General features: G+C 73.9%; 18 protein-coding genes and 1 pseudogene. 10 read left to right on the top strand and 9 right to left on the bottom strand.

Features of this window, described 5'->3' with window-relative positions; translation table 11 throughout:
• Positions 1-1,426, top strand: a 1,426-nt coding sequence (locus G5C62_RS16070) for a CocE/NonD family hydrolase (protein WP_206330683.1), incomplete at its 5' end; no start/stop codon positions are given.
• A 114-nt stretch (positions 1,427-1,540) separates the two neighbouring features.
• Here G5C62_RS16070 and G5C62_RS27565 read toward each other — a convergent pair.
• Positions 1,541-2,383, bottom strand: a pseudogene (locus G5C62_RS27565) (DUF2332 domain-containing protein).
• Positions 2,380-3,219, bottom strand: coding sequence for a helix-turn-helix domain-containing protein (locus G5C62_RS16055; protein ID WP_036338509.1), 840 nt, complete (start codon positions 3,217-3,219; stop codon positions 2,380-2,382). The pseudogene G5C62_RS27565 and the gene G5C62_RS16055 overlap by 4 nt, the downstream one beginning before the upstream one ends.
• Before the next feature lie 126 nt (positions 3,220-3,345).
• On the opposite strand from G5C62_RS16055, the gene G5C62_RS16050 reads away from it, so the two are divergent.
• Positions 3,346-4,089, top strand: a complete 744-nt coding sequence (locus G5C62_RS16050; RefSeq protein ID WP_164701755.1) for an SDR family oxidoreductase — start codon at positions 3,346-3,348, stop codon at positions 4,087-4,089.
• Positions 4,090-4,101: 12 nt separating this feature from the next.
• On the opposite strand, the gene G5C62_RS16045 is transcribed toward G5C62_RS16050, so the two are convergent.
• Both G5C62_RS16045 and G5C62_RS16040 read right to left on the bottom strand, forming a co-directional pair.
• Positions 4,102-5,463 (bottom strand): amidase family protein, encoded by a 1,362-nt coding sequence (locus G5C62_RS16045; RefSeq protein ID WP_241175939.1) that lies wholly within the window; start codon positions 5,461-5,463, stop codon positions 4,102-4,104.
• A 69-nt stretch (positions 5,464-5,532) separates the two neighbouring features.
• Positions 5,533-6,135, bottom strand: a complete 603-nt coding sequence (locus tag G5C62_RS16040) for a hypothetical protein (RefSeq protein ID WP_164701754.1) — start codon at positions 6,133-6,135, stop codon at positions 5,533-5,535.
• 173 nt (positions 6,136-6,308) lie between these two features.
• Here G5C62_RS16040 and G5C62_RS16035 point away from each other — a divergent pair, with 173 nt between their 5' ends.
• Complete coding sequence (locus G5C62_RS16035) at positions 6,309-7,586, top strand: HupE/UreJ family protein (protein ID WP_156119273.1); 1,278 nt, start codon at positions 6,309-6,311, stop codon at positions 7,584-7,586.
• A gap of 15 nt (positions 7,587-7,601) precedes the next feature.
• On the opposite strand, the gene G5C62_RS16030 is transcribed toward G5C62_RS16035, so the two are convergent.
• The 3 genes from G5C62_RS16030 to G5C62_RS16020 are packed head-to-tail and all read right to left on the bottom strand — an operon-like array spanning position 7,602 to position 10,869.
• Complete coding sequence (locus G5C62_RS16030) at positions 7,602-8,444, bottom strand: SDR family oxidoreductase (protein WP_036338500.1); 843 nt, start codon at positions 8,442-8,444, stop codon at positions 7,602-7,604.
• The gene (locus G5C62_RS16025; protein WP_206330682.1) at positions 8,441-9,379 is read right to left on the bottom strand and encodes an alpha/beta fold hydrolase; all 939 of its coding nucleotides are present in this window, start codon (positions 9,377-9,379) and stop codon (positions 8,441-8,443) included. Before G5C62_RS16025 ends, G5C62_RS16030 begins: the two co-directional genes overlap by 4 nt.
• Positions 9,376-10,869, bottom strand: a complete 1,494-nt coding sequence (locus G5C62_RS16020; RefSeq protein ID WP_164701753.1) for an NAD(P)/FAD-dependent oxidoreductase — start codon at positions 10,867-10,869, stop codon at positions 9,376-9,378. Before G5C62_RS16020 ends, G5C62_RS16025 begins: the two co-directional genes overlap by 4 nt.
• A 111-nt stretch (positions 10,870-10,980) precedes the next feature.
• On the opposite strand from G5C62_RS16020, the gene G5C62_RS16015 reads away from it, so the two are divergent.
• The 6 genes from G5C62_RS16015 (at position 10,981) to ppsA (ending at position 18,095) form a co-directional block, all read left to right on the top strand.
• On the top strand, positions 10,981-12,207 hold the full coding sequence (locus G5C62_RS16015; RefSeq protein ID WP_164701752.1) for a CdaR family transcriptional regulator: 1,227 nt from the start codon (positions 10,981-10,983) through the stop codon (positions 12,205-12,207).
• A gap of 53 nt (positions 12,208-12,260) precedes the next feature.
• Positions 12,261-13,043: an ABC transporter ATP-binding protein gene (locus tag G5C62_RS16010; protein ID WP_164701751.1), complete on the top strand. Its 783-nt coding sequence runs from the start codon at positions 12,261-12,263 to the stop codon at positions 13,041-13,043.
• Positions 13,040-13,801 (top strand): ABC transporter permease, encoded by a 762-nt coding sequence (locus G5C62_RS16005; RefSeq protein ID WP_164701750.1) that lies wholly within the window; start codon positions 13,040-13,042, stop codon positions 13,799-13,801. Before G5C62_RS16010 ends, G5C62_RS16005 begins: the two co-directional genes overlap by 4 nt.
• Positions 13,802-13,834: 33 nt before the next feature.
• Entirely contained in the window at positions 13,835-14,608 is a 774-nt protein-coding gene (locus G5C62_RS16000) for a MerR family transcriptional regulator (protein WP_164701749.1), read from the top strand.
• A 176-nt stretch (positions 14,609-14,784) separates the two neighbouring features.
• Positions 14,785-15,678 (top strand): pyruvate, water dikinase regulatory protein, encoded by an 894-nt coding sequence (locus G5C62_RS15995; RefSeq protein ID WP_036338483.1) that lies wholly within the window; start codon positions 14,785-14,787, stop codon positions 15,676-15,678.
• Positions 15,675-18,095: a phosphoenolpyruvate synthase gene (ppsA, locus tag G5C62_RS15990; protein WP_164701748.1), complete on the top strand. Its 2,421-nt coding sequence runs from the start codon at positions 15,675-15,677 to the stop codon at positions 18,093-18,095. The genes G5C62_RS15995 and ppsA overlap by 4 nt, the downstream gene beginning before the upstream one ends.
• Before the next feature lie 55 nt (positions 18,096-18,150).
• On the opposite strand, the gene G5C62_RS15985 is transcribed toward ppsA, so the two are convergent.
• Together G5C62_RS15985 and G5C62_RS15980 are read right to left on the bottom strand one after the other, a co-directional pair.
• Positions 18,151-18,894 carry an SDR family oxidoreductase gene (locus G5C62_RS15985; RefSeq protein ID WP_164701747.1) on the bottom strand — a complete coding sequence of 248 codons (744 nt, stop codon included), beginning with the start codon at positions 18,892-18,894 and terminating at the stop codon, positions 18,151-18,153.
• 201 nt (positions 18,895-19,095) lie between these two features.
• Entirely contained in the window at positions 19,096-19,863 is a 768-nt protein-coding gene (locus G5C62_RS15980; RefSeq protein WP_206330680.1) for an SDR family NAD(P)-dependent oxidoreductase, read from the bottom strand.
• 138 nt (positions 19,864-20,001) lie between these two features.
• On the opposite strand from G5C62_RS15980, the gene G5C62_RS15975 reads away from it, so the two are divergent.
• Positions 20,002-20,757: a DeoR/GlpR family DNA-binding transcription regulator gene (locus G5C62_RS15975; protein WP_164701745.1), complete on the top strand. Its 756-nt coding sequence runs from the start codon at positions 20,002-20,004 to the stop codon at positions 20,755-20,757.
• Positions 20,758-20,935: the final 178 nt, after the last annotated feature.

The following is a 20,935-nucleotide window of genomic DNA, read 5'->3' as shown; positions in this document are numbered from 1 at the left end:
CGGGATCCTGCGGAGCTACACGCCGTACGGCAGGGCCGTGGAGGAAGCCGAGGGCGAGTTCGCCACGTACTTCAGCCAGCGCGGCTACAACGTGATGTCCTGCGACATCCGCGGCACCGGGATCTCCCCAGCACCGGGCTTCGAGGCCCGGTGGCCGATCCAGGGCCCGGACGGGCATGACGCGGTGGAGTGGCTGGCCGACCAGTCGTACTCCACGGGCAAGGTGGGCGCGTCCGGGACGAGCTACGGCGGGCAGACGACCCTGGAGATCGCGGCACAGCAACCGCCGCACCTCGCCGCGATCGCCCCCAACGTCTCCCCGATGGAGAACTACGCCGAGATCTTCTACCCGGGCGGGGCGCCGGCGGGAGCGGACTGGCTCTGGGTGGGCAGCCCCGACGTGGCGGATCCGGCCTTCGACCAGCGGCAGCTCGAGGCGTTCAGGGCACACCCCACCTACGACGAGTACTGGGACGTCCAGAACGTGGCGAACGCGCACGAGGACATCGAGGTGCCGGTCCTGCTCACCGGTGGGTGGTTCGACGTCTTCCGCGCCGGGGCGATCGGCAACTACGAGGGCCTGCGCGACGCGGGGAACGACGACGTCCGGCTGGTCATGGGGCCGTGGACCCACGCGGACACCTGGGAGCAGGAGACCGAGCCGCTGCCGATCGGCGCGACCCTCGCCTGGTTCGACCACTGGCTGGGCGAGGACCCCGACGCGCCCCTGCCGGCGGCGCCGGTGACCAGCTACGAGGTCGAGGGCACCGCCGGGGGCCGCTGGGTCGAGCTGTCCGACTGGCCGGCGGACGGGGAGGGCCAGGAGCTGGCCCTCGGCACCGACCAGGGACTGGACCGGCGGCCCGGCAAGCCGGGCACCCTCGACCTCACCATCGACCCGGACGACGGCCCGGCCACCACCTGCCTGGTCGGCTGCCCGCGGCCGACGGACCCCGCAGCGGACAACGCCGCGGCGGACGAGGGGCGGCTCACCTTCACGTCCGGCCCGCTGGCGCACGACGCCGTCATGGCCGGGCAGGCCGAGGTCACCGTGGAGGCGACCTTGCCCAACAGCGACGGCAACCTGGTGGCCAAGGTGATGGACGTGGCTCCTGACGGCCGGGTCACCGAGGTCGCCGCCGGCTGGCTGCGGGCCAGTCACCGGTTCGGGCACGACGAGAGCGTCCCCGTCACGCCGGGTGAGGAGACCACCTTCGTCATCGAGACCCAGCCGGCGCACTGGCGCTTCGCCGAGGGGCACCAGGTCCGGATCAGCCTGATGACCGGCGACGTCCCACGGCTCGCTCCGGACGGGGCCACCGGCGTCATCGGCGTCGCCACCGGCGCCCGGGGCTCGATGGCGGAGATCGAGTTCACCCACCGGGTCCGGTTCGACAGGACGCCCGCGGCACCCGGCCGTCCCTGACCGACCCGCGCGGCCCGCACCCGGCTGGGTGCGGGCCGCCCGACGGGCGCACCTGCCGCCCGGCAGGACAGCTGACCTGAGGGAGCACCGGGAGTCCGGTCAGTCCACCGGCTGCTACGGGTCCGCGAGCCAGGACAGCAGGCGGCCGCGGGACCAGCAGCGGCCGACGGCCTCGGTCCGCAGCGTCGACTGCTCGACCAGGGCCAGGCCGATGATGCTGTGGCCGGACGCGTGGCGGTCGCCGAGGGTCGGGACCGCCGGCGCGACCCCGACGCCCTCGGCGGAGACCCAGGCCACCGGGCGTCCGGCCGCCGCGTCGTCGAGCCGGTGCAGGAAGCGCAGGCGCTGCTCCAGCGGCACCTGCGACAGCGCCCACGTCGTGGTGACCACCGGCAGGGCGTCGGCGGGCACCCGGGCCACCGCCTCGGGGAGCAGCTCGACGGGGTCCCCGCGCAGCAGCAGCGGTGGGGCCGTCGCCGCCAGCGCCAGCTCCACGTCGAGCCGCGCAGCCCGCTCCACCTCATCCGGCGCCAGGCAGGCGCGCAGCCGGCGGACGTCGTCGGCGTCGGTCACGTCGACCGGGTCGCGACCGATCCCGATGCGGGTGACGACGTCGGGGACCGCTCACGTCGGGAGCCGCCCGTTCCCTCGGACGGCCGCCGACAGCTGCACAGGGGACGACGGGTCGCCCAGCACCTGGCCGTTGCCGTAGGTGAGGCCCACCCGATCGATGTGGAGGTCGAGTCCGGGCGAACAGCCCACGTCGACCAGCCCGACCGCGACCGCGCCCACCCGGTGCGCCGCCTCGGCGATCGCCGGGTACAGCACGGCGCAGCGGTCGGTCTCGAAGCTCTGCTCCCGTCGGCGCGTGATCGTCACCCCCTCGTCGGTCGTCCGGAGCAGCGTGCCGATCGCCGCGCCGGGGACAGTGTCCCGGTCACCTACGGGGGCGGTCAGCGCTCGTGCACTCCCTGCTCCCGGTCGGCGGCGAGCGTGCCGAGCAGCCGGACGGCGTCCGCGTCGGTGGAGCCGGGCTCCGCGAGGTAGACGACGAGCTGCTGCCCCGGGGAGCTGCGGACGTCGAGGGTCTGCATCCGCAGGGTCAGCCGGCCGACCTCGGGGTGCAGGAAGGTCTTGACCTCCGCGCTCTTCCCCCGCGCCTCCTGCCGGGCCCAGATGCGGGCGAACTCGGGGCTCTGGTCGGTCAGGTGGCGGACGAGGTGCCGGGCACGGGGATCACCGGGCACCGCCCCGGCCTGCAGCCGGAAGCCGGCGACGGTGTTGACCGCCGCCCGCGACCAGTCGGCGTAGAACCGCCGGGCGGCCGGGTCGAGGAACACGTTGAGCAGCAGGTTGTCCGAGTGGGTGAACGGCGCGAGGAGCACCGCGCCCAGCCGGTTGCGGGCCAGCACGTCGTAGGTGCGGCCGAGCACGAACGCGGGGTTCTCCGGCCAGGCGTCCATGAGCTGCACGAGGTCGGGGTCGACGCGCTCCGGGGAGGGGGCGGTGACCGGCCGGGGTGCGATGTCGGCCAGCCGGTAGAGGTGCAGCCGGGCGTCGTCGTCGAGCAGCAGCACGCCGCTGAGCGCGTCCAGCACCTGCACCGACGGGCGCCGCTCGCGGCCCTGCTCCAGTCGGACGTAGTAGTCGACGCTCACCCCCGCCAGCAGCGCCACCTCCTCGCGCCGCAGCCCCGGCACCCGACGCTTCAGCCCCGGCGCGAGGGCCACCTGCGCGGGCGTGACCAGCGCGCGGTGCGCGCGGAGGAACTCACCCAGTTCGCCTGCTGACATGCCCTCGACCGTAGGGCCCACGCAACGCGCCCGGGTGGGTGCCGTGCACCCAGGAGGACGGCGGCACCCCGGAGCGGATCGCGCCGGACGACGGTGGAGCCACACCCCAGACGCAGGAGGGACACCATGACCACCACCACCCCGGTCACCGAGCGGGTCGTGCTCGTCACCGGCGCCAGCAGCGGCATCGGCGCGGCGACCACCCGGCGGCTCGCTGCCGAGGGCCACCTCGTCGTCGCAGCCGCCCGCCGCACCGAGCGGCTCACCCAGCTGTCCACCGAGTGCGCCGCGGCCGGCGGCCGGGTCGAGCCGCTGGAGCTCGACGTCACCGACCGGGCGGCGACGGCCGCATCCGTCGCGGGCATCGTCGACCGGCACGGCCGGCTCGACGTCCTGGTCGCCAACGCCGGGCTGATGCCGTTGTCCCGGCTCGACGCACTGCTCGTCGACGAGTGGGACCGGATGATCGACGTCAACGTCCGCGGCCTGCTGTACGGCATCGCCGCGGTCCTCCCGCACTTCCAGCGGCAGGGGAGCGGTCACGTCGTCACCCTCGCCTCGATCGGCGCGCACGCGGTGTCGCCGACGGCCGCGGTCTACTGCGGCACGAAGTACGCCGCCTGGGCGATCACCGAGGGGCTGCGTCAGGAGGCCGACCCGAGCATCCGGGTCACCACGATCACCCCGGGGGTGACCGAGTCCGAGCTCGCCGGGACCATCTCCGACCCCGGGGCCCAGGAGCTGATGCGCAGCTACCGGGCGAACGCCATCCCGGCCGACGCCGTGGCCGGCGCCATCTCCTACGCGCTCGCCCAGCCCGCAGCGGTCGACGTCAACGAGATCGTCCTCCGCCCGGCGGCGCAGCGGTGAGCACGCGGCTGGTCAGCCGATCGTGGCCCGGCCACGGTCCAGGGCGGCCTCGACGAGCCGGGCGCTCGCCAGCAGGCCGGCGTCCTCGCCGGGCAGGGCCTCCAGCGAGATCCCGATCGGCAGGCCGGCGGGCGTCGTCCCGGCCGGCAGCGAGATGGCCGGCATGCCCGCGGTCGAGCCGGGACCGGTGTTCCGGATGGTGGTCAGGAAGACCGGCACCTGACGCCCGTTGAGCTCGGTCGTGTCGTCGTCCCCGAGTGGGGGAGCGGGCAGGGGCACCGTGGGGTAGACCAGCGCGTCCAGCCGCTGGGCGCCGGCGGGCTGGAGGGCCGCGGCGTAGGCGGCGCGGAGCCGGTCGCGGGTGACCATCGCCTCCCGGTAGACCTCTTCGGTGACGACCCCGCTGAGGGCGGCCTCGAGCGCACCCCGGACGTCCGGCGACGCCACCTGCGCCAGCACGTCGGCCAGCGTGAGCCCGCTCTCCGGGCCGGGCAGCGTCGCCAGGTAGGCCGGCAGGTCCTGCACGACCTCGAAGAAGACGATCGGGAAGCCGCACTCCGCGTCCAGCGTGTGCCCCCCGACGACCTGGACCTCGACCAGCTCGACGCCGGCGGCGGCCAGGCGGTCGAGCGCCTCCTCGGTGCAGCGGGCGACCTCCGGGTGGAGGTCGTCGTAGAACCCTTCGCGGGGGACCCCCAGCCGCAGCGGGCGGCCGGACGGCGCCGCGGCGGGCTCGCCGGTCACGATCTCGTCGACGAGCGCCGCGTCGGCGACCGACGTGGCGAGCACGCCCGCGGTGTCCCGGGTGCGGGAGATCGGGACGGTCCGGCCGGTGCCCCAGCGGCCGGTGGTGGGACGCCACCCCACCACCCCGCAGTGCGCCGCCGGCACCCGCAGCGACCCGCCGGTGTCGGTGCCCAGGGCGATGGGCACGACCCCGGTCGCCACCGCGACGGCGGACCCACCCGAGGAGCCCCCGGCCGAGCGGGTCGGGTCGTGCGGGTTGCGCACCGGCCCGAAGGCCGCGTTGTTGCTGGTGATGCCGAGGGCGAGCTCGTGCAGGTTCGTCTTGCCGATCACGGTCGCGCCGGCCGCGCGCAGCCGGGCCACGGCGTGGTGGTCCCGCCCCGGCCGGGAGTCCCGGAGAGCCGGCGTCCCGCCGGTGGTGGGCAGGTCGCGGGTGTCCAGGTTGTCCTTGACCGCGAGCGGGACACCGGCCAGCGGCCCCTCGCCCGGCTCCGGGTGGTCGGCGAGGGAGAGGAAGGCGCCGAGCTCGGCGATCTCCCGGGCCCGCTGCCCGCTGGCTGCGACCACCGCCTCGGCCGAGGACGCGATGACCTGCTGACGCACCTGGTCCAGCGACGAGGACTCCACGGATGGGATCGTGGCACGTTCCGCCGCGCTCAGCCCCCTGCACGCCGGTCGGGCGGCGGGGTCCCGGGATCAGGTGTCCAGGCCGGAGTACGTCGGCGTCGCCTCCTCGCCGTCCCAGGTGACCCGGAACTCGAAGGCCGTCTCGAGGTCGGCGAGGTACTGGTCGGCCTCCTCCCGGGTGATCGTGCCGTCGGCCAGCAGCGTGTCGATCGCCACGCCGTACTCCGCGACCATGCCGTCGATGAGCTCCTGCGGGTCGACGCCGAGGTCCTCGGCCACCTCGGCCAGACCCTGCCCGGCGTCCATCCGGACGTGCAGTTCCTCGTGGGAGATGCCGAGCACCTCGTCGAGGACGTCCTGCACCGGCTGGTGTCCGCGGTGCAGGTCCAGGCCGGGGTCGCCGTAGGCGTCCTGGATGAGCTCGACGAGCTGCTCCTCCGTGGTCACCGCGGAGACGTCGACGGACCCGCCGGGGCCGCCCTGGCCGCCGCCGCCCGGCATCCCGCCGCCGAAGCCGGTCGTCCCGGACGTCGAGTCGGTGAAGGTGGTCGACTCCGTGGAGGTGGTCGACGTGCTGGCGGTGGCCGAGTCGTCGGCGGTCCCGCAGGCGGCCAGCGGGAGGGCGAGGGAGACGGAGAGGGTCAGGGCGGCGACGGCCTTGCGGATCTTCACGGGGGAGTCCTGTCGGTCGGGTCGTCGTGGGACGACCGGGGATGTGCCGACCACGCTGACCCCCGAGGCTCTGTGTGCCCCGTGCGCTCCCTGTGCGGTCCCTGAGCACTGCCTGGACGGATGCACACGACGTCCTCAGTCACCGCACAGCCGGCCCGGCCACGGTGGACAGCATGACGACGCGTCCCACCCGTGCTCTGGCCGTCACCGCCCTGACCGGGGTGCTGACCGGTGGTCTGGCCCTGCTCACCGCGGGCACCGCCCAGGCGCACAGCCTCACCAGCAGCACCCTGGCCGTGCGGGTCGGCGAGGAGTCCGTCGAGGCGACCGTCTCCGTCGCCGCCGACACCCTCGACACGGTGCTCGGCGGCTCGGCGACCGATGCGGAGGTGACCGGCTACCTCGCCGAGCACCTGACCGTCACCGGCAGCGACGGCAGCACCTGGACCGAGACCTGGTCCTCGGTGGTGCGCGAGACGGTGGAGGGCATCGACTCCTACCGCGTCGACGTCGTGCTGGACCCCGGCGGCGCCGACCCGTCGGCGTTCACCCTCGCCTACGACGGCGTCATCGCCGCCGACGCCTCCCACGAGGCGGTGGTGGTGCTCACCGACGCCGCCGGGGAGATCTCCACCGCCGGGGTGCTCACCGCCACCGACGACACGCTCGTCATCGGGGACGGCGGCCGCCTGGGCACCGGACTGACCGACATGGTCGGGTACGGGTTGCACCACGTGCTCGAGGGCGCCGACCACCTGCTGTTCCTGCTCACCCTGCTGCTGGTCGCACCGGTGGCCGCCGTCGCCGGCCGCTGGCGCCGGCGGGACGGGATGCGGCCCACCGCACGCTCTGTGCTGGCCGTGGTCACCGCCTTCACCGTCGGGCACTCGCTGACCCTGCTGGCCTCGGCGCTGGGCTGGGTGACCGCGCCCAGCGCGCCGGTCGAGGTGCTGATCGCGGTGTCGGTGGGGGTGGCCGCCGTGCACGCGCTGCGCCCGCTGGCCCGCCGCGGCGAGGTCCTGGTGGCCGGGGGGTTCGGTCTGGTGCACGGGCTGGCGTTCGCCGGCATCCTCACGGACCTGGGACTGGGCGGGGTGACCTCGGTGCCCGCGCTGCTGGCGTTCAACGTCGGCGTGGAGCTGGCCCAGCTGCTCACCGTCGCGCTGGTCTTCCCCTCCCTGTACCTGCTCTCCCGCACCCGCTGGTACCCGGTGGTCCGCGCCACCGGCGCGCTCATCGCGCTGGTGGCCGCCACGACCTGGGCGCTGGACCGGCTGGGCTGGCTGGCCGACCCGCTGGCCGGGGTGGAGGAGACGCTGATCGCGAACCCGTGGTGGGTCGTCGCCGGCCTGGCCCTCCTGGCCCTGGTCGCCTGCACGACCGGACCGTTGGTGCGCCAGGACGACGCCGCCCGGACGACCGACCGTCGCGCCCTCGCCCGGCTCGGATGAGGGACCGGGGCCCGATCAGGTCCGGAGTGCCCGCCGCTGGACCAGGGCCGCCAGCCGCGGGTAGCTGGCGGGGAGCAGCCGCACCAGCAGGTCGACGACCTTCGCGTCGGTGCCGACCAGCACCCGCGCCCGACCGGCCTCCACGCCGTCGACGATGGCCCGGGCCGCCTGCTCGGGGGGCATCCGGAGCAGCTTCTCGTCGTACATCCGCGCCCGTGCCTCGTCCTCCGGTGTGACCAGCCCGTGCTGTCGGGAGTGCTCCAGCGCCGCCCGGGAGATGTCGGTGCGCACGCCACCGGGGTGGACGACGGTGACCTGCACCGGGTGCCCGGCCAGCAGCATCTCCGCGCGCAGGGCCTCGGTGAACCCGCGGACGGCGAACTTGCTCGCGCTGTAGGCGTTGATCGACGCCTGGCCCATGATCCCGTTGAGGCTGGACACGTTCACCACGTGCCCGTCGCCGGAGGCGACCAGGTGGGGGAGGAACGCCTTGGTGCCGTGCAGGACGCCGAAGAGGTTGATGCCCAGGATGCGGTCGTAGTCGGCCCAGTCGCTGTCCAGCACCGTGCTCCCGCCCGCGACCCCGGCGTTGTTGTACACCTGGTGCACGACGCCGAAGTGGTCGGCCACCGTGGCCGCGTGCGCCAGCACCGCGCCGCGGTCGGCGACGTCGAGGACGGCGCTGTGCACCTCGGCGCCCAGCGCCCGCGCGCGGGCCGCGGTCTCGGCCGCCCGGGCCTCGTCCACGTCGGACACCGCCACCCGGGCACCGCGCCGGGCCAGTTCGAGGGCCAGCTGCCGGCCGATGCCGGAACCGGCGCCGGTGACGACGGCGACCTTGCCTCGCACGCTGCTCATCGGGGGTCTCCTGTCGGGGACAGCGACGCCAGCGGGGCGTCGGTGCTGCGGGCGAGGTCGGTGGTGAGCTCGACGAGCTGGTCGACGACGCCGGGGGCCAGGTGGTGGCCCAGGTCGGGGAGCTCGACGAACCGGGAGCCGGGGACGGCGGCCGCGGTGGCCCGGCCGCCGCTCGGGTGCACCATCCGGTCGGCCGACCCGTGGACCACGAGGGTGGGGGCGGTGATCCGCCGCAGCTCCGCGGTCCGGTCGCCGGAGGCCTGGATGGCGCTGATCTGCCGGGGCACGCCGGCCCGGGCGCGTACGCCGCCGCCGCGCTCCCACAGCCCCAGCGCCCAGGCCCGCTCGAGGTCGTCGTCGGGCAGGGCGGTCGGGGAGCCGATGTGCCGCAGCAGGGACAGGTGGCGCTCGACCGACTCCTCGACCGTGCGCGCCGGTGCCTGGGCCAGCCGGGCCAGGGTGGACCGGGCGGGCTGCCCGATCCGCCGGTTCCCGGTGGTGGAGAAGATCGACGTCAGGCTGGCGACCCGGTCCGGGTGCCGCGCGGCGAGCGTCTGGGCGATCATGCCGCCCATCGACATGCCGACCAGGTGGGCGCGGTCGATGGCCAGGTGCTCCAGCAGCCCGTAGGTGTCCGCCGCCATGTCCGCGAGGTCGTAGGCGTCCGGCCGTGGCCGGGCCAGCAGCTGCCGCAGCCGCCCCGGGGACCGGGTGCCGATCACGCTCGAGCGGCCGATGTCGCGGTTGTCGAGGCGGACGACGCGGAACCCGTGGCCGGTGAACCCGTCGACCATCCGCTGCGGCCAGGAGGTGAGGTCCAGGCCGAGGCCGGCGACGAGCAGCAGCGGGACGCCGTCGTCCGGGCCGTCGGTGCGGTAGCAGAGCCGCGGGCCGGCGGGCAGGTCGACGAACCGGTCCAGGTGCGCGGCGCTCACGCGGCCACCTGCTCGGCCGCGTCGCTGCGGGTGAAGACGAGCTCCGGGTCGACGACGCTGTCGACCCGGAGCAGCTTGACGTCCGACCGGTAGTCCATCGAGGTCAGCCAGGGCGTCCGGTCACCCTGCCGCGGCAGCTGGTGGACGGCCCGCTGGACGTAGCCGGCGGCGAAGTCGAGGAACGGCCGGGTGGGCATGTCCGGTTCGCGGGGCTCGGGGCGGACGCTGTCGTACCCGTGCGCGTCCAGGTGGCTGAGCAGCCGGGTGAAGTGCTCGCAGAGCAGCCCGATCTTCAGCGTCCAGGAGCTGTTCGTGTAGCCGACCGCGAAGGCGAGGTTGGGCACGCCGGAGAGCATCATCCCCTTGTAGGCGACGGTCTCGGGCAGTCGCGCCTCGCTCCCGTCGACGGTGAACTGCACGCCGCCGAACGCCTGCAGGTTGAGCCCGGTGGCGGTGACGATGACGTCGGCCGGCAGCTCCCGGCCCGACGCCAGCAGCACCCCGGTCTCGGTGAAGGTGACGATCCGGTCGGTGACGACCTCGGCCCGGTCTTCCCGGATCGCGCGGAACAGGTCGCCGTCCGGGACGGCGCACAGCCGCTGGTCCCACGGGCCGTACGGCGGGTTGAAGTGCTCGTCGACCGGATAGCCCTCGGGGAGCTGCTTGGCGTTGACCCAGCGGATGAGCTTCCGGGCCCGCTCCGGGTGCCGCTGGCAGAACTGCCAGACCAGCCGGCCCTTGGCGATGTTCTTGCGGCGGATCAGCGGGTGGGCGCGCTCCTCGCCCAGCACCCGGCGCAGCCGGTTGGCCAGCTTGTCCTCGGCCGGGACCGGCATGACGTAGCTGGGCGTGCGCTGCAGCATGGTGACGGACGCGGCCGTCTCGGCCAGCGCCGGGACGAGGGTGACCGCGGTGGCCCCGCTGCCGATGACGACGACGCGCTTGCCCGCGGTGTCCAGGTCCGCGGGCCAGTGCTGCGGGTGCACGAGCTGGCCGGCGAACCGCTCGCGCCCCTCGAAGTGCGGGGTGAAGCCCTCGTCGTAGCGGTAGTAGCCGCCGGCGACGAACAGCCAGCCGCAGGTGAGCGCGGTCCGCTCGCCGGTGTCGGTGCGCTCCACCTCGACGGTCCACCGCGCCTGCTCCGACGACCACGACGCGGCGACCACCCGGGAGTGGAAGCGCACGTGGCCGTCGATGCCGTGCTCGGCCGCGGTGCCGCGCAGGTAGTCGAGGATCCGGTCGGCGCCGGCGATGGACTGCGGGTCGCGCCACGGCGCGAACTCGTAGCCGAAGGTGTGCAGGTCGGAGTCCGACCGGATGCCCGGGTACCGGAACAGGTCCCAGGTGCCGCCGGTCGCGTCGCGCGCCTCCAGCAGCGCGAAGCTGCGCTGCGGGTGGTCGCGCTGCAGGTAGTACGCGGCGCCGATGCCGGAGAGGCCGGCACCCACGATCAGGACGTCGAGGTGCTCGACGGGGGTCGGGGTGCTCATGCTCTCTCCAGCTCGGCAGGGGACGGCGCTGTCTCGACCTTCTGTGACCGGAGGACGTTCTGCCAGCACGATCAGCACCACGGTCGGCACGCAGTGGTGCACGATGAACCGGTGACCCCTGAGTGGCCCGCCCCGTCGTCGGCTGTCCGGGAGCTCTTCCGGCGCGGCGCGGAGCTCGCCCTCGATCCCCGGGCCGAGTGGGTCGCCGAGCTGCACACCGCGGCGTTGAGCGGGTCCGGCATGCGCCCGGTCGCCGAGGACCCGGTGCTCGCCGAGGGGGCCCGGCGGGCCAACCGCGCCAACCTGCTGCGCTGGGCCGCGGCCAACGTGCAGCGCCCCGGGGAGCGGGTGCCGGTCGACCTGGGGCCCGAGGTGCTGGAGGGTGCCCGGGACCTGGTCCGGCGCGGGCTGGACCACCGGGGCCTGGACGCCTACCGCACCGCGCAGGCGGTCGCCTGGCGCCGGTGGATGGACATCTGCTTCCAGCTCACCTCGGACACCGCCGAGCTGCGTGAGCTGCTGGACGTGTCGGCGCGGTCCATCAGCACGTTCATCGACGACACGGTGACCGCGGTGTCCGCCCGGATGGCCGCCGAGCGCGCCGAGCTGACCCGCGGTGCGCATGCCGAGCGCCGGGCCACGGTGTCGCTGCTGCTGGAGGGGGCGCCGCTCGCCCGGGCCCGGGCCGAGGCGCAGCTGGGCTACGGGCTCACCGGGCCGCACACCGCCGTCATCGCGTGGAGCGATGCCGGTACTGCCGGCTCGGTCCAGCTGGAGGCGGCGGCCGAGGCGGCGATGCGGGCCGCTGGTGCCGCGGGGCGGCTGACCGTGGTGGCCGGAGCGGCCGCGCTGTGGGTGTGGCTGCCGGTCGGCCGGGCGCCCGAGGCGGAGTCGGTGGCCGCCGGGCTGGCCGACGCCCCGGACGTCCGGGTGGCCGTGGGGCGCCCGGGGGTCGACGTCGAGGGGTTCCGGCGCAGCCACCTGGACGCGGTGACCACCCAGCAGATGCTCGACCGGCTGACCTCGCCGCAGCAGGTCGCCCGCTACGAGGACGTGCAGCTGGTCGCGTTGCTCACCAGGGACCCCGCCCGGGTGGAGGAGTTCCTGGCCGACACCCTCGGCGGCCTCCTCGGTGCCGATGCGGTCACCTGCGAGACGGTGCTGGTCTACGTCCGCGAGCTCGGCAACGCCTCGCGGACGGCGGCGCGGCTGTACACCCACCGGAACACCGTGCTCCGCCGGCTGGCCCGGGCCGAGGACCTGCTGCCGCGGCCCCTGGCGGAGAACGCCGTCGCCGCGGCGCTGGAGGTGCTGCGCTGGCGAGGTGCCCGGCCGTGACGTGCGGAGCAGGGCTTGACCTTGACGCAGGGTCAGGGCTGGACGCTCCCGCCATGACCACCACACCAGCCATCGAGCTCACCGGGCTCACCAAGTCCTACGGCGACCACGCGGTGCTCTCCGGCGTCGACCTGAGCGTCGCCCCGGGCACCGTCCTCGCCCTGCTGGGCGCCAACGGCTCCGGCAAGACCACCACGGTGAAGATCCTGTCCACGCTGCTCCGGGCCGACGGCGGCACGGCGACCGTCCACGGGCACGACGTCGCGACCGCGCCCGGCGCGGTCCGCGCGTCGATCAGCCTCACCGGACAGTTCGCCGCCGTCGACGAGGTGCTCACCGGGCGGGAGAACCTGGTGCTCGTCGCGGAGCTGCGCCACCTCGACGACGCCGGCGGCATCGCCGACGAGCTGCTCGCCCGCTTCGAGCTGGCCGACGCGGCCGGACGCCGGGTGGCGACCTGGTCGGGCGGGATGCGGCGCCGCCTCGACATCGCGATGAGCCTGATCGGCGACCCGCCCGTGCTCTTCCTCGACGAACCGACGACGGGGCTGGACCCGCAGTCGCGGATCGAGGTCTGGGCGACGGTCCGCGAGCTCGTCGGTCAGGGCACGACGGTGCTGCTCACCACCCAGTACCTGGACGAGGCCGAGCACCTCGCCGACCGGATCGCGATCCTGCACGAGGGGCGGATCATCGCCGAGGGCACCCTCGCCGAGCTCCAGCAGCTGTTGCCGCCGGCCGAGGTCGAGTACGTGGAGAAGCAGCCGACCCTCGAGGACGTCTTCCTGGCGATCGTCGGCCACGACGGCTCCAGCGAGCAGGAGGCCGACCGATGACCGCCGCCGTCCTCCGGGACACCGCGACCCTGTCGAAGCGGTCGCTGCGCCACGTCCTGCGCAGCCCGGACACGATCATCACCACGGCCGTCACGCCGGTCGCCATGCTGCTGCTGTTCGTCTACGTCTTCGGGTCCGCCATCGACGTGGGCGGGGGCCGGTACGTCGACTACCTGCTGCCCGGGGTCCTGCTCATCACCGTCGCCTCCGGGATCGCCTACACCGCCTTCCGGCTCTTCACCGACGTCTCCGGAGGTCTCTTCGAGCGGTTCCGGTCGATGCCGATCGCCCGGTCGGCGGTGCTGTGGGCGCACGTGCTCACCTCGGTCGTCGCCAACCTGCTCGCGCTCGCGCTCGTCGTCCTGGTCGCCGTGGCGATGGGGTTCCGGACCGGCGCGGGCGTGCTCGCCTGGCTCGCCGTCCTCGGGATCCTGGTGCTGTTCACCCTCGCGCTGACCTGGCTGGCCGTGGTCCCCGGGCTGACCGCGAGGTCGGTCGACGGGGTCAGCGGGTTCTCCTACCCCCTCGTCTTCCTGCCGTTCATCAGCTCGGCGTTCGTCCCGACCGACGGCATGCCGGGCCCGGTGCGCTGGTTCGCCGAGAACCAGCCCGTCACCCCGATCGTGGGCACCATCCGCAGTCTGTTCGCGGAGCGGCCGGTCGGGGACGACGGTTGGCTGGCCGTCGCCTGGTGCGGCGGCCTGCTGCTCGTCGCGTACGCGCTGGCGATGAGCACCTACCGCCGGAAGACCGGCTGACCGGGACGACGGGGGAGAGGAGGCGCCAGCGCCATGCTGACCATCGGCCAGCTCGCGTCCTACGCCGGCGTGACGGTCCGCGCCGTCCGGCACTACCACGCCAAGGGACTGCTGCCCGAGCCCGAGCGCGACCACTCCGGCTACCGGCGCTACGACGCCGCGGCCGTCGTGGAGCTGATCAGGATCCGGATCCTGGCCGAGGCCGGCGTGCCGCTGTCCCGGGTGCGCGAGCTGCTGGCCGCAGGTGACGAGGGCTTCGCCGTGGCGGTCGCGGAGATCGACCGCCGGCTGCGAGCCGAGATCCGCGACCGCCAGCGTCATCGGGAGCGGATCTCCCAGCTCGTCGCCGGCGACAGCCTGGCGTTGCCGCCCGAGGCGGTCGCCTACCTCGACCGGATGCACGAGTACGGGTTCCCGGAGCGGGTGATCGAGATCGAGCGGGACAGCTGGATCCTGCTCGCCGCGCAGATGCCGGACCAGGTGTCGGCGTTCATGGCGATCAAGCACGCGCAGATCGAGGACGAACCGCTGCGCCGGCTCTACCTCGACATCGGCGACCTGGCCGACTGCGCGGCGGACGACCCGCGGCTGCCGGCGCTCGCGGACCGGGTGGTCGCCTTCCTCGAGGCGGCGGCAGCCCGGTCCGCGGGGGTGGTGGAGGAGGAGCCGATCAGCGCCGACCTGATCGCGCTCCTCGATGCGGCGTTCGTCGAGGCCTTCCCGTGCGCCCCGCGCCTGTTCCGGCTCCTGGAGGAGCGGGGCTTCATCGGCTGGACCGACATCAGGCGCATCGACCCGGCGGGCTGAGGCCCGGTCCTGGTCTGCGGGGACCGTGGAGCGACCGCGCAGGTGCGCGGGAGGCCGCCGACGGGGGATGCTCACCCCGAGCTCGCTCTTCTCTGCAACGACGCGGAAGACCAGAGGTGCTGCATGACGCCTGACCTGCCGGGGCACTGCGCCGGGAACCGCCACTGGGGCGCCCGGTGACCGACGACCGTGACGCGGACGCCGTCGTCCCGGTGTTCTTCCTGTCCGACAGCACCGGGATCAGCGCGGAGACGATGGGCAACGCGCTGCTCATCCAGTTCCCCGACGTGCACTTCGAGCGCACCCTCATCCCGTTCATCTCCTCGGTCGAGGAGGCCCGCGAGGTGGTCGCCCAGCTGGACGAGGCGATGGAGGGGCCGGTCACCCCGCTGGTGTTCACCACCGCCGCCGTCGACGAGGTGCGCGAGGAGCTGCTGCGGACCAAGGCCCCGATCATCGACTTCTTCGGCATCCACATGGACCGGGTCGAGGAGCAGCTGGGCACCCGCGGACTGCGGGAGGCCCGGCGGCTGCACGGGGTCGGCGACGTCCGCCGCTACAACAGCCGGATGGCGGCCATCGAGTTCGCCATCGAGCACGACGACGGCCTGAGCCCGCGCGGGCTGGACCGGGCCGACGTCGTCCTGCTGGCGCCGTCCCGGTGCGGCAAGACGCCGACCGCGATGTACCTCGCGCTGCAGCACGGCCTCTTCGTGGCCAACTACCCGCTGGTCGACGAGGACCTGGAGACCACCGACCTGCCCCGCCCGGTGAAGGACCTCCGCGAGCGGTGCTTCGGGCTGACCACCACGGTCTCCCGGCTCAGCCGGGTCCGGCAGGAGCGGCGGCCGGACTCGCGGTACGCATCCGAGGACCAGTGCCGGTACGAGCTGCGCCGGGCGACGGCGATGTACGAGACGCACTCCCTGCCCACGGTCGACACCTCGGCGGCCTCCGTCGAGGAGATCGCCGCCGTGGTGATCCAGACCCTGGCCCGGCAACGGCGCAGCTCCGGCCAGCGCCCGCCATCCGGCCATGACCTCCGGCGAGGAAGGACCCCCCGACCATGAGCACCGACACCGCACCCGAGGCCCCGGCCGGCAGGACCCCGGACGACGGCGACAACGTCCGCTGGTTCGCCGAGCTCGGGCTCGGCGACCTGGAGGTCGTGGGCGGGAAGAACGCCTCGCTCGGCGAGATGATCTCCCACCTCGCCGACGCCGGGGTCAGCGTCCCGGACGGCTTCGCCACCACGGCCGCGGCCTACCAGCGCTTCCTCGGCGACACCGGGCTGGCCGCCCGGATCGCCGACCGGCTGCGCACGCTGGACACCGACGACGTCCGGGCGCTGTCCGCCGCCGGCACGGAGATCCGCCGGGCGGTGGTCGAGCAGCCGTTCCCGCCGGCGCTGGAGGCCGACATCCGGGCCGCGTACGAACGGCTCGCCGGGGACGACGCGGAGGCCTCCTTCGCGGTCCGGTCCAGCGCCACGGCCGAGGACCTGCCCGACGCCTCCTTCGCCGGCCAGCAGGAGACCTTCCTCAACGTGCGCGGCATCGACGCCGTCCTGCAGGCGGTCCGCGAGGTCTACGCCTCGCTCTACAACGACCGGGCCATCGCCTACCGGGTGCACCACGGCTTCGACCACGAGTCGGTCTCGCTGTCGGCGGGCGTGCAGCGGATGGTCCGCTCGGACGTCGGGGCGTCGGGCGTGCTGTTCACCATGGACACCGAGTCCGGTTTCCGGGACGCCGTCTTCGTCACCTCGGCCTACGGGCTGGGGGAGGGCGTGGTGCAGGGTGCGGTCAACCCCGACGAGTTCTACGTCTACAAGCCCGCCCTGCGCGCCGGCCGCCCGGCCGTGCTGAAGCGCGGCGTGGGGGAGAAGGCCACCAAGATGGTCTACACCGCGCACGCCGAGGTCGGCCGGACGACGGAGTTCGTCGACGTCGACCCCGCCGACCGCCGGAAGCTGTCCCTCACCGACGACGAGGTCCTCGAGCTGGCCCGCCAGGCGCTCAAGATCGAGGAGCACTACGGCCGGCCGATGGACATCGAGTGGGGCAAGGACGGCCGCACCGGGGAGCTGATGATCCTGCAGGCGCGCCCGGAGACGGTGCAGTCCCGCGCCGGGACCACCTCCGAGCGCTACCGGCTCACCGGCACCGGGGACGTCGTGGTCGAGGGGCGGGCGATCGGGCAGAAGATCGGCGCGGGTGCCGTCCGGGTGCTCACCGACATCGACGAGATGGACTCCTTCACCCCCGGCGACGTGCTGGTCGCCGACATGACCGACCCGGACTGGGAACCAATCATGAAGCGGGCCTCGGCGATCGTGACCAACCGCGGCGGCCGCACCTGCCACGCGGCGATCATCGCCCGCGAGCTCGGCATCCCCGCCGTCGTCGGCACCGGGACGGCCACCCGGGCCCTGTCCGACGGCGACCCGGTCACCGTCTCCTGCGCCGAGGGCGACACCGGCCTGGTCTACGCCGGTGAGGTCGGCTTCGAGGTCGCCGAGACCGAGCTGGACGCCATGCCGGAGATCCCCACCAAGATCATGATGAACGTGGGGACGCCGGAGCAGGCCTTCGCCTTCTCCCGGCTGCCGCACGCCGGGGTCGGGCTGGCCCGGCTGGAGTTCATCATCAACCGGCAGATCGGGATCCACCCGCGCGCCCTGCTGGAGCTGGACACCCTGGACGCGCCGCTCAAGGCGGAGATCGAGGAGCGGATCGTCGCCTACCCCTCGGCGCGGGACTTCTTCGTGCAGCGGGTGGCCGAGGGCGTCTCGATGATCGCCGCGGCGTTCGCGCCCGAGCCGGTGATCGTGCGGATGAGCGACTTCAAGTCCAACGAGTACGCCAACCTGCTCGGCGGCGAGGCCTACGAGCCGCACGAGGAGAACCCGATGCTCGGCTACCGCGGGGCGTCGCGGTACCTGTCGGCCGACTTCGCCGACTGCTTCGCGATGGAGTGCGAGGCGCTGCGGTACGTCCGCGACGAGATGGGGCTGACCAACGTCAAGATCATGATCCCGTTCGTCCGGACCGTGGCGGAGATCGAGGGCGTGGTGCGGCTGCTCGGCGAGCACGGGCTGCGCCGCGGGGAGAACGACCTGTCGGTGGTGATGATGTGCGAGCTGCCGTCCAACGCGCTGCTGGCTCACGAGTTCCTCGACCACGTCGACGGGTTCTCCATCGGCTCCAACGACATGACCCAGCTGGTGCTCGGCCTCGACCGCGACTCCAGCCTGGTGGCCGGCAGCTTCGACGAGCGCAACCCCGCCGTCCTCGCCGTGCTGGAGATGGCGATCAAGGCGTGTCTGGAGCGCGGCAAGTACGTCGGCATCTGCGGCCAGGGCCCCAGCGACCACCCCGACCTGGCCGAGTGGCTAGTGGCCCAGGGGATCGAGTCGATGTCGCTGAACCCGGACACCGTCGTCGACACCTGGCTGCACCTGGCCAGGACCGCGCGCCCGGCCTGACGGAGAGCGCGGCCCCGGGGGAGCGTCGAGGGCGGCAGCCGCGCCGCCCGGCCGGTCAGATCGGCTGGTTCGTCGGGAGCAGCACCAGGTCGCGCACCGTGACGTGCCGCGGCCGGGTGAGCATGAAGCAGACGGCGTCGGCGACGTCCTCGGACCGCATCCCAGTGCCGGCAGCCACCCCGTCGGAGACCTGGTCCTCGTCGGCCACCGCCCACAGGTCGTTGAGCACCACCCCGGGGGCGACCGACATGATCCGGACGCCGGTGCCGATCAACTGCTGCCGGACGCCGTGCACGAACGACTGGAGCGCGTGCTTCGACGCCGAGTAGACCGGCTCCCAGGGGATGGCCTGGTGTCCGGACACCGAGCTGGTCACCATGACGTCCCCGCACCCGCGTTCGATCATGGCCGGCAGGGCGGCGGAGACGACGCCCATCACCCCGGTGACGTTGGTGTTGATCAGCTGGGCGATCTCGGCGGGGTCGTTCTCCCAGACGTCGCCCTGCACGTAGACCCCGGCGTTCGCCACCAGCACGTCGAGCCGCCCGAGCTCCGCCAGGGTCGCGTCCACCAGTCGCGTACCGGTACCGGCGGCGCTGACGTCCGCCGGGAGGACCGTGCTGGTACCCGGCAGCGCGCGGGCGGCCGCCGCGAGCCGGTCGGCCGACCGGGCGGTCAGCACGACGTGCACGCCGTCCTCGGACAGCGCACGGGCGACGGCCAGGCCGATGCCCGAGCTGGCGCCCGTCACCAGGGCGACCCGGCCGCCCTCCCTCGTCTCGGGTGCTGCGCTGGTCATGGCTCTCTCCGTCGGTCGTGGGGAAGGTCAGGCACGCTGGGACGCCCGCCAGCCAGCCGCCGCCGGCCGGCGAGCAGCCCGAGGACCGGGGGAGCGGTGTGCCTCCCGCAGGCCCGTCCGGCCGTCGCGCAGCTCGGCCACCGGCACCCGTCCGCCCGTAGTTCGATGGTGGCGCAGCTGCGCACGAAGGTCGCCGGGTGCTCAGACGGCGGTGTAGGCGCCGTCGATGACGATGCTCTGCCCGACCAGGTACGACGACCGGTCGGAGCACAGGAGGACGACGATCGCCTCGAGGTCGGCGGGCTCACCCATCCGCCCGGCCGGGATCATCGCGGTCCAGCGGCGGGCCAGGTCGGGATTGGCGTCCATGAACTGCCGGGTCATGTCCGAGCGCATGTAGCCGGGCGCGATCGCGTTGACCCGGATGCCGAGCGGCGCCCACTCCACGGCCAGCGTCTTCGTCAGCATGTCGACCCCCGCCTTGGACGCGTGGTACGACGCCTGGTGCTGCGGGACGTTGACGATCGAGGCGGACATCGACGACACGTTGACGATCGCGGCCGCCCGGTCGGCCGACCGGGCGGCCCGGGCGAGCGCCTGGCAGCACAGGAACGTGCCGGTGAGGTTGATGTCGATCACCCGCTGCCAGGAGGCGAGCGGCGCGTCGATGCTGTCCTCCCACACCGTGACGCCGGCCGCGTTCACCCCGATCGTCGGGGTGCCCAGCGTCCGCGACACCTCGGCGAAGGCCGCGGTGACGCTCCGCTCGTCGGTCACGTCGGCGGTGAGGCCGATGCACGGGCTGCCGGTCTCGGCCTCCAGCGCCGCCGCGCTCTGTCCGACCTCCGGCAGGACGTCGAGCAGGGCCGGGCGCACTCCGCAGCGGGCCAGCGCACGCGCCATCGTGTAGCCGAGGCCCCGGGCACCTCCGGTGACCACAGCGACCCGACCGTCGAGGTCCTCGAACACGGCAGCTCCCTCCCCGGCGGCACTTCGGCGTGACGCCCGTCTCAGCGAACGTAACACCATGCAACATCGACCGGTCCTAGGGCTCGATGCTGTGGGGGCCTTGCTGTGAGATCGTGTGAGACCAGATGAGGAGGTCTGATGGCGGTCGGCAGCACGTTCGACGTCGAGCGACGGCGCCGCGGCCTGACCGAGCAGTTGCGGGAGACCGGCGCGGTCCGGATCGAGGAGGCGGCCACCGAGTGGGTGGTGCACCCGATGACGATCCGGCGGGACCTGCGCAGCCTCCAGCAGGACGGCGTCGCCCGGCTGGTCCGGGGCGGGGCGGTGTTCGCCGGCCCGACCGGGATCGAGCGCCGGCAGGCGCTCGCCCGGCCGGCCAAGCGGCGCATCGCGGAGAAGGCCCAGCAGTTGGTGCCGCGTGGTGCGGCCGTCGGCATCGACGCCTCCACGACCGCCCTGGAGCTCGTCGGCCAGGTGATGCCCGATGACCTGATCGTGGTCACCTACGGGCTGGAGGCCTTCGGACTGCTGCAGGAGCGGCCCGGGGCTCGCGTCTACCTCACCGGCGGCGAACGGGACCGCCGGACCGGGAGCCTGGTCGGGCCACTGGCGCTGCGGGCGTTGCACGGCTTCAGCCTCGCGCGCTGCTTCCTCTCCGCGACCGGCGTCCACCCAGCGCTGGGGTGCACCGAACCCACCGCCGAGGAGGTCGAGGTCAAGCAGGCGATGGCGGCGGTGTCGGCACACGTCGTGCTCCTCGCGGACAGCACGAAGCTCCACCTGCGCAGCTCCGTGCGCTCCCTGGAGCTGGCGCAGGTCGACCTGCTGATCACCGAGCTGGACCCCGACGACGCGCGGCTCGCGCCGTTCCGCGAGGTCGTCGAACTCCGCTGATCGCTCGCCGCGGTCGAGCGGCGTCAGCCCAGGGCGCGGATGTACTCCTCCCGGCGGACAGCGAGGTCGGCTGCTTCGTCACGGACGGGCTGTTCTACTTGCACGCCGCGGTGCCCTCCGGCGGGCTCTACCTGACCTGGACCCGGTTGCTCGGGCTCGACCCGGCCGCGCCGTTGGA

The sequence above is a fragment of the Modestobacter sp. KNN46-3 genome, from assembly GCF_011039295.1.
The sequence above is the reverse complement of the archived record's forward strand: the minus strand, read 5'-3'. Positions and strand labels throughout refer to the sequence as shown.